The sequence below is a fragment of the Allotabrizicola aquatica (SeqCode) genome (assembly GCF_965194375.1).
GTDB lineage: Bacteria > Pseudomonadota > Alphaproteobacteria > Rhodobacterales > Rhodobacteraceae > Tabrizicola_A > Tabrizicola_A aquatica.
Map to the genome: position 1 here is coordinate 54,716 of NZ_CBDAEL010000011.1, position 7,951 is coordinate 62,666.

General features: G+C 60.9%; 9 protein-coding genes. 1 reads left to right on the top strand and 8 read right to left on the bottom strand.

Translation table 11 applies throughout. The annotated features are described in order from the left end of the window. Positions 1–13: 13 nt before the first annotated feature. The 8 genes from AC72UB_RS12230 to AC72UB_RS12265 all read right to left on the bottom strand — a co-directional run bounded on the left by AC72UB_RS12230 (position 14) and on the right by AC72UB_RS12265 (position 7,359). Positions 14–946: a phosphotransferase enzyme family protein gene (locus tag AC72UB_RS12230; RefSeq protein WP_505190034.1), complete on the bottom strand. Its 933-nt coding sequence runs from the start codon at positions 944–946 to the stop codon at positions 14–16. Then, the gene (locus tag AC72UB_RS12235; protein WP_505190035.1) at positions 943–2,205 is read right to left on the bottom strand and encodes an aspartate aminotransferase family protein; all 1,263 of its coding nucleotides are present in this window, start codon (positions 2,203–2,205) and stop codon (positions 943–945) included. The genes AC72UB_RS12230 and AC72UB_RS12235 overlap by 4 nt, the downstream gene beginning before the upstream one ends. Further along, the gene (gene arfB / locus AC72UB_RS12240) at positions 2,202–2,624 is read right to left on the bottom strand and encodes an alternative ribosome rescue aminoacyl-tRNA hydrolase ArfB (RefSeq protein WP_505190036.1); all 423 of its coding nucleotides are present in this window, start codon (positions 2,622–2,624) and stop codon (positions 2,202–2,204) included. Before arfB ends, AC72UB_RS12235 begins: the two co-directional genes overlap by 4 nt. A gap of 260 nt (positions 2,625–2,884) precedes the next feature. Continuing rightward, on the bottom strand, positions 2,885–3,505 hold the full coding sequence (locus tag AC72UB_RS12245) for a queuosine precursor transporter (RefSeq protein WP_505190037.1): 621 nt from the start codon (positions 3,503–3,505) through the stop codon (positions 2,885–2,887). A gap of 83 nt (positions 3,506–3,588) precedes the next feature. Further along, positions 3,589–4,482, bottom strand: coding sequence for an esterase-like activity of phytase family protein (locus AC72UB_RS12250; RefSeq protein WP_505190038.1), 894 nt, complete (start codon positions 4,480–4,482; stop codon positions 3,589–3,591). Beyond that, entirely contained in the window at positions 4,455–5,354 is a 900-nt protein-coding gene (mepA, locus tag AC72UB_RS12255) for a penicillin-insensitive murein endopeptidase (RefSeq protein WP_505190039.1), read from the bottom strand. The genes AC72UB_RS12250 and mepA overlap by 28 nt, the downstream gene beginning before the upstream one ends. After that, positions 5,351–6,718: an MFS transporter gene (locus AC72UB_RS12260; protein WP_505190040.1), complete on the bottom strand. Its 1,368-nt coding sequence runs from the start codon at positions 6,716–6,718 to the stop codon at positions 5,351–5,353. The genes mepA and AC72UB_RS12260 overlap by 4 nt, the downstream gene beginning before the upstream one ends. Before the next feature lie 80 nt (positions 6,719–6,798). After that, positions 6,799–7,359, bottom strand: a complete 561-nt coding sequence (locus AC72UB_RS12265) for an acyl-CoA thioesterase (protein ID WP_463290244.1) — start codon at positions 7,357–7,359, stop codon at positions 6,799–6,801. Between the two features lie 152 nt (positions 7,360–7,511). Here AC72UB_RS12265 and AC72UB_RS12270 point away from each other — a divergent pair, with 152 nt between their 5' ends. After that, positions 7,512–7,811, top strand: coding sequence for a YggT family protein (locus AC72UB_RS12270; RefSeq protein ID WP_505190041.1), 300 nt, complete (start codon positions 7,512–7,514; stop codon positions 7,809–7,811). The last annotated feature ends 140 nt before the right edge of the window (positions 7,812–7,951 follow it).

The following is a 7,951-nucleotide window of genomic DNA, read 5'->3' on the forward strand; positions in this document are numbered from 1 at the left end:
TGAGTTCAGCACATTAGCCGTACTGCGCAAACATCGTCTCGGCCCACATGCAGGCGCGCGCCAGATGGCGCGGATGCACGGGGTCTCCGGGGGCGAGGCGCGGCATCGTCCACCCCACCGAGGCACAGGTGCGCGCCAGGGTGAAGATTTCGACTATCGCACGATCAGAGGTGCCATACCCCTCCATCAGCGCATCGCGAATTTCGGGGTAGGCGGGCTCATAAAGGTTCTGCGACAGGACGGTTCCAAGGTCATAAAGGGCAAATCCCCAGCCGGAATCGTCAAAATCGATCAGTGAAAGCGAATGATCGTTCACCAAGACATTTTCACGCAGCACATCAGCGTGGATTGGCACGATGGCGGCCGTAGTAGCATGGTCCGTCAACCGCTCGCGGAGGAAGGCACGGGCGCGGATCAGCGTGGCGCGCTGGTCAGGGGTCGCCTCGGGATGCTCCCAGAACCGGCTCCAGAACGGGGCTTCACCCACCAGACCCGGAATATCCCAGCGCGGGCGGGTGAAAGCCTCGGGCAGGGTCAGCTGTGCGGTGGCAGCATGAAATTCGGCAACCAAGCGACCCAAAGCGCGGTGGCGGTCCAGAAGCACCGGCAAAGGCAGCTCGAACGGTTCGCCAGCGATGCCCAGCGCCTCACCCTTGACCCATGAGATCACGCTGGCCTTGCGACCATTCGACAGCGTCACCAGAAGATCGCCCCGCAGGTTGGGCAAAGCCGCTGGCACGGCCACGCCTTCAGCGGCCAATGCCGCACACCACCACAGCTCAGACCAGATCGCGGCATCTGACTGATAACCCATGCGATGAAGCCGCAGCGCCGCCGGGCCCGTCGGCAAGGTGATCTCAAACACCGCATTCTCGCGGTTGCGGATCAGTCGCGGAGACTCGCCTCCCCAGTGCTGGGCGGCCTCTTGGGCAAGGGTTTCGATCATACGGGCACCGGGGTGGAGGTCAGGGCCGCCTCTAGCCGGTCCATCAAGACATCAGCGTTTTCAAGCGAGAACGGCATCGGCGGGCGGATCTTCAAAATGTTCCGCCCCGCGCCGATCACATTCATCAACACGCCGCTGGCCACCATCGCTTCGACCAGATCGGCGCAGAACCGGGTGGCGGGCTGGCCGTTATCCAAGATGAACTCCGCCCCAAAGAACAACCCGTTCGACCGCGTGTCGCGCAAAAGCGGGTGGCGCAGCGCAGCCATACGCTCGGCGACATGCGCCGAAACGCGGGCGGCGTTATCTTGCAAGCCCTCATCGCGGATCACATCGAGCACGGTCAAGGCCGCCGCCGCAGACACCGGGTTGCCGCCAAAGGTGTTGAAATACGAAAACGCGTTGCGAAAGGCCGCCATCACATCCGGCCGCGTCGCCACGGCGCCAACCGGATGGCCATTGGCCATCGGTTTGCCCATAACCACCACATCTGGCGCAAAGCCCAGTTTGTCATGGCCCCAGAAATGACTGCCCGCACGACCAAAACCGGGCTGCACCTCATCCGAAATGACGATGCCACCAGCGGCGCGGATGATGTCGACCGTCTTGTTCAGCCAGCCCTGCGGCAGGCTTGGCAAACCTTCATTCGCAAACATCGGGCAAAGGAGGATGCCCGAACAGCCAAATCCCGCCGCTTCCAACTCTTGCACCGCCTGAGCGACATGGCCCGCGAAAATCGACCCGTCCGGATCGGGGCGCCTCAAACTGTCGGGCGCGGGGACCAGCCGCACATTCGGCCAGCGCCCGCCAATCGGCGGCTTGCGCGTCGACAACTGGCTGACCGCCATCGTGTTGCCGTGATAGGTCGCATCCGTGGCGATGATCCCGGTTTTCCCAGTGGCGGCCTGCGCCATGCGCAGAGCAATGTCATTCGCCTCAGACCCGGTGCAGGTCATAATCGCCTGCGAGATGCCATGCGAGAAGGTGGCCGTCAGGCGTTCGATGTAATCCAGCACCCAATCATGCAAATAGCGGGTATGGGTGTTCAACTGCCCGACCTGGGCGCAGATCGCCTGTACCACACGGGGGTGGCAATGGCCGACATGGGGCACGTTGTTGTAGCAATCCAGATAGCGATTGCCTGCCGCATCCCACAGCCAGACGCCCTCACCCTTCACAATGTGAACGGGCGTTCGGTAAAAGGTTGGCACATTGGGGCCCATCAGCCGGGCGCGGCGGTCGATCAAGGTTTCGCTCATTCCTCATCCCCCACTTTGCCGCGCAAAGACTTCACCTCGCCGCGCTGCACCTTGGCCATGATGCGGCGGCGCTGGCTGCCAAGGGTTGGCTTGGTGGCAATGCGCCGTTTGGGTGCGACCAGTGCCGAGCGGATCATCTCGGCCAGCCGTTCACGGGCAATCTCGCGGTTGCGCGCCTGTGACCGCGTATCTTCCACCTGCACGATCAACGCGCCTTCCAGCGTCCATTTGCGCCCAGCGATCTTTTTCAACCGCGCCTTCACGGCGGGCGACAGATGGGGCGAGCGTTCCGCCTCAAACCGCAGCTCAACGGCGGTGGACACCTTGTTCACATTCTGCCCCCCCGGCCCCGAAGACCGCATGAAGCTTTCCGACAATTCCCAGTCGGCGATGTGAAGGGTTTCGGTGATCCACAGCATGGTGGCAGGCTAACGGGGTGCGCAGAAAAGAGAAAGGGTTGCCGACACGCGGCAACCCTTTCCGAGATCTAAGGAGATGAGCCAGTTAGGATGGGTCATCCAATCTTGTGGTCTGTATCCTAAGGGGTTGCCCTTAGAAGACACCCCCCATGACTGTCCCGACACGTCTCTCCAATATCACTCTAGACACTGGATCACCTCCTTTCAAATGGTTGCCGATAAGCTGAGCCTGACACAGATTTTGTGTTCGTCAACAGTTTTTACGCAACCCGTGCTATCAACCTTGCAACAATGATGCGGAAGGGAAGCAGTGCCGCAATCGCGAGCAGAAGCTTCACCAGCCAGTCAGCCACGGCCAAGGACACCCACAGAGGTGCCACCGGGCCAAGACCCAAAAGCGGCAGCATCTCTCCGGCCCAGGACACATCATTCGCCGGTTCCAGCGTGGTCAGTGCCGCCGAAAAGGCGATGGTAAAGAAGATCGCTGTATCCAGTGACGACGAGACCAGCGTCGACACAAGCGGTGCCTTCCACCAGGCGCCCGCACGCAGTCGATTGAACACCGCCACATCCGTCAACTGTGCGGCAAGGAAGGCCACACCCGAGCCGATGGCCACACGCAAGCTAACGAGCGGGCCATACTCTCCCATGATCTGCGAGCCGATCAGCGAACAGATCACGCCCACCACAAAGCCCACCAGAACCACGCGGCGCGCGGCGGCAGGGCCATACAGGCGATTGGTCAGATCGGTGACCAGAAAAGCGAAAGGATAGGTAAAGGCCCCCCATGTCAGCCAAGGGCCGGCAAGGAATTGCACAAGGATATTCGAGGCCACAACAATGGCGGCCATGGCAAGAATGCCGGGCAGAAGCTGTTTCATGTCTGTTCCGTTTTTTACAAGGTCGCGGAGACTTGGCGCCGCATCAGGCGACGCGGCGGCTTAGCGCCAATCGGGGGGCAAGGTCAATCGGACAGGCGATATTCAACAATCTGGGTTTGCTGGACGAAGATGAAATTGTCGTCCGAAATCATCGTAGCCCGCAACACCCCCTGATCGTCGCGCCAAACCGACAGGCCTTCAAGATTGTCGTGCAGCGCAAAGGGGGTTTCAAGAAGCGTGGCCTCACCGGTCAATCCGTCCGCTCCCAGATCAAACCGCCGCAGGCGGCTGGAAAATCCACCCAGCGCGCGAAAGTCCCGTTCCAGAACATAAAGCCGCCCATCCGGGCCAAAATCGGCGGCCACAGGCAAGAAACGGCCACGTCGCGGCACGGTCAGCTTGGCATCCCAAACCCCCTTGTCCCAGAGGTAAACCGGAATTCGACCACCCGCCGGATCTTCAGGCAGGGCGTAAAGTCGAAGATCCGGCCCAATCGCCAAAGCCTCAAGGGCGCCGTTGCGGGGTAGGGTGGCAAAATCGGGATGAGGATCAAGATCGCGGGTCAACCCGGTTTCAAGGTCAAGGCTGGCCACCCGGCTTCGGTTTTCAAACGAGACAAAGGCCTGACCATCAGGGCCAATGGCCAGCCCCTCACTGTCGGACCGCCGACTGGCCAGCGGTTCGCCGGTGTCCGCGGCCCGCAAGCGCCGGATCGGCCCAGCCAAAACATCGACAATCCGGCCAGTCCCATCACGCTGAAGCGTGCCGCGCAGAAACATGCCCTTGTCGCCAAGCGCCACGAAACTCTGACCGTCTTCCGAAAGCTCAATCGCGGACAGCCCTCCAAAGGCGCTGTCCGCCATGTGCCAGACATGGCTGCCCCAAAACCCCTCGGGCGGGCTGGGTTCGGCGCTGCCCTGAAACCCAGACAGAAGCGCCAACCCAAGGGCTACGGTGAGGCGAGAACGTCGCGGCATTGGCGCGGCAAGTCGGCCATGGTGAACTGACGCGGATGCTTTTTCTTCGGCTCGTCCTCGGCCTTGGGTTTCTTCTTCTTGGTATCCTTGGGCGGGTTCAGATAATCGGTCACCCACCACATCAGCGTGTCATCACAGCCCATGCCGCCCTTGGATAACTCACTTACTGTAGGCTTTTGGGTCTCGCACAGCCGCGCCCCTTTCGGACATTTCAGCCGCACATGGAAATGCGTGTCATGGCCTGCGACAGGGCGCACCTTCTGCAGCCAAGGCTTGTCAGCCTTTGAGGCGGTTTTGCAGATTTCAACCTTAATCGCGGCGGCCACGAAAATCCGGTCCACCCGGGGGTCACTCGCGGCCGCGCGCAACAGCGCATGCGCCTTTGGCCCCCAACTGTCGGTCACCGTTCGCTGATCAGCCGACCGCATGGGGATCGATGACAGGTTCTCCCGCTCAGCCCGGCTTAGGTTCAGCCGCTGCGGCGCAAGCCACCAGATATCGGCATCCAACCCGATCTGATGGCTGGCATGGCCCGAGGTCATCGGCCCGCCACGCGCCTGAGAGATGTCACCGACGTAAAGCCCCTTGCCCCAGCCCAACCCGGCGGCCTGTTGCGACAGGTCCATCAGGTATTGCACCATCATCGGATGGCCAAAGTTCCGCTCACGCGACAGGCGCATGGCTTGCCATGTGGGCCCGCTTTCCGGCAGTTCCACCGACCCCGCCGAACAGCCCCGGGCATAAGAGCCAATCGGCATCGCCTCTTGCTGGCTGGGCGCGGCCATCGATCCAAAAAGCTTGTTCGCCAAAGCTTCGGCCCCAACAGGAAGCGGGGCCGAAAGAAGCAGCATCAAAACCAGTCTACCAATCATCCATTCTCGCCTTTCGGGTTGACCCACAATAGCAGGATCAACGCGATCAGGAAAAGAAGGATGACGGGCGCGATGCCTATTCTTGCCGATTGGCTGAAATGGGTGAACAGGCCAATCAAGAGCGGCGTCATAAAGCTGGCCACCTTGCCCGAAAGCGCGAACATACCAAAGGCTTCGGTCGCACGGTCCGGCGTGGTGTGGCGCAACAGCATGGTCCGGCTGGCCGATTGCAGCGGCCCGCCCGCCCCGCCAATCAGCGCGCCGCAGATGAAGAAGATGATGTCCGGCGTGGACGAGGCCGAGTCGAGCGGCATGCCCCAGACCTGCTCACGGTCCATGCCCACGATCAGCGAACAGACCACGATCAGCACCACAATCGACCAGACGATCACCGGCTTTGGCCCGCGACGGCTGTCCATCTTACCGGCAAGCCAACTGGTCAACACCGCCGTTGCCCCACCGACGATGCCAAAGATGCCAATCTGCGTCACCTCCCAGCCCAACACGTTCGACGCGTAAATGCCCCCAAAGGCATAAAGCCCGTTCAGCGCATCACGGTAAAACAGCGAAGACCCCAGATAAGTGGCAAGGCTCCGGCGATGCACAAGGCCTCGGATGAACTCGACCACGCTGGCAAAGACGCCGCTCAGGTTCACGCGGCCAAACCCGGTTTTCGGTTCTTTGACCCACAGGAAGAACGGGATCATGAACACCAAATACCACACCGCCGAGAAGGGCCCGACCGCGCGCGTGCCTTCGCGCGCCTCAGCGTCAAGGCCCAGCACCGGATCAAGCCCAATCAGCGTGCGGCCCGAACTCGCCCCTTCGGCAAAGAGCAACAGCATGACGAACAGCGCGATCAGACCGCCCAGATAGCCAAAGGCAAAGCCATTCCCAGACAGGCGGCCCATCTCGTTGTCTTCGACCAGCGTCGGCATCAGCGCGTTGGTAAAGATGGTGGCAAATTCCATCGACAAGAACGCAAGGCCAAAGAAGAACAAGGCCCAGCGCAGCGTGCCAATCTCACCCCGCGGGGCCACATACCAAAGCGCCCAAGCCGCGACGACATAGACCAATGAGAAGAACCACACCCAGACCAGACGACGCCCGGTGCTGTCGGCAATAGCACCCAAGATCGGGGCCAGAACCATGATGACAAGCGAGGTGATGGTCAGCCCAAAGGCCCAATAGCTTTGCGCGGCGGCCTTGGCGGCCTCTTCTTCCATGCCCGTGCCCATGAAATAGCCCCGGGCCACTTCGGCAAAATAGGGACCGAAGATAAAGGTCAATAGCAGCGTGTTGACGGGCTGGCTTGCCCAGTCAAAAAACCACCATCCCCAGATGCGCTTGCGTGGCGAAATCATCCCGTTCCCCCCTGAACCGGCCTTTTGTCGGCCTTTGCGGGGATAAGGCCCGAAACCGGGCAAGCTGGCAAGCAAAAGCCTTAAGACTGCACCGCCGCCATTGCGGCATCCGGCAAAGCGGGTGGCCAGGTACGCTCGGCGTCGCCGGCGATCCACGCTTTGACCCAATCGGGCAGGTCCGGGCTTTCGGTGGGCTGACCAAGGGCCACCAGAACCTCATGCGGCGGAACCATCCCACCCTTTTTGATGAAGGCCGACCGCAAGAGCATGGATGCCGTGCATTCCCCATCGCGCCAAAAGCTTTGCTCCAGATAGACAAAGCGCGCGTCCCAGCCCAAAACCCGGCTAACCTGCGTCAGTTTCTGAAACACGGTGACCCGGCGGCGATAGCGGGTGGAGTTTCCTGCCACCGTTATGCCCCAGCCTTTGGCTTCGGCCACGCGGTCAAACCCCATCCGCACCGACATCGGAATCCGGCCCAGATCAAACAGCGTCAGCGTTCGGCCGTTGTTCAACTCGCGCCACGGATCCAGATCCCACGGCCACACAAGATGCGTGCTGATATGCGGCTCAAGGATCGACAGCCGCGGGCTGCGGCGGAATTTCCACAGCTCTTTGGCTATGCGGATGTAGGGATACATGCAGCACCTCTTTGCCCTGCGCCTGATTGTGCTGTGCCTGCCCGCCGCCGCCGCAAAGGTCAAGCGCGATGCAACGGCAGGCCCCTTTACAATCCCTTGCCCTTTTTAGGGTCAGACGTTACCTCTCACACAACAGATAGTGGGTGACGCGCATGACTTCCCTTCTCGAAATCGTTCTGATGCTGATCCATCTCGCGAAATGGATCGTTTTGGCCCATGTCATCATGAGCTGGCTCATCAATTTCAACGTGCTGAACCTGCGCCAACCTTTGGTCTGGCAAATCTGGAACGGGCTGAACCGGATTCTTGAACCGGTCTATACCCGCGTCCGTCGCTTTGTTCCGGGGATGGGGGGCATCGATTTTGCCCCGCTGATCGTGCTTGTGGCGATCCTTGCGCTGGAAATCGTGGTGTCAAACAACCTGAGCTACTCCCCGAAAATCGGACAGTGACGGAAGCTACGATCTGACGTCTGCTGGTCTCCAAGAACGAGGAGATCAGAACATGAAGAAACGCAGGAACCATGACGCGGCGTTCAAGGCGCGTGTTGCGTTAGAGGCGCTGAAAGGCGAGCGCACAGTGTCGGAGCTGG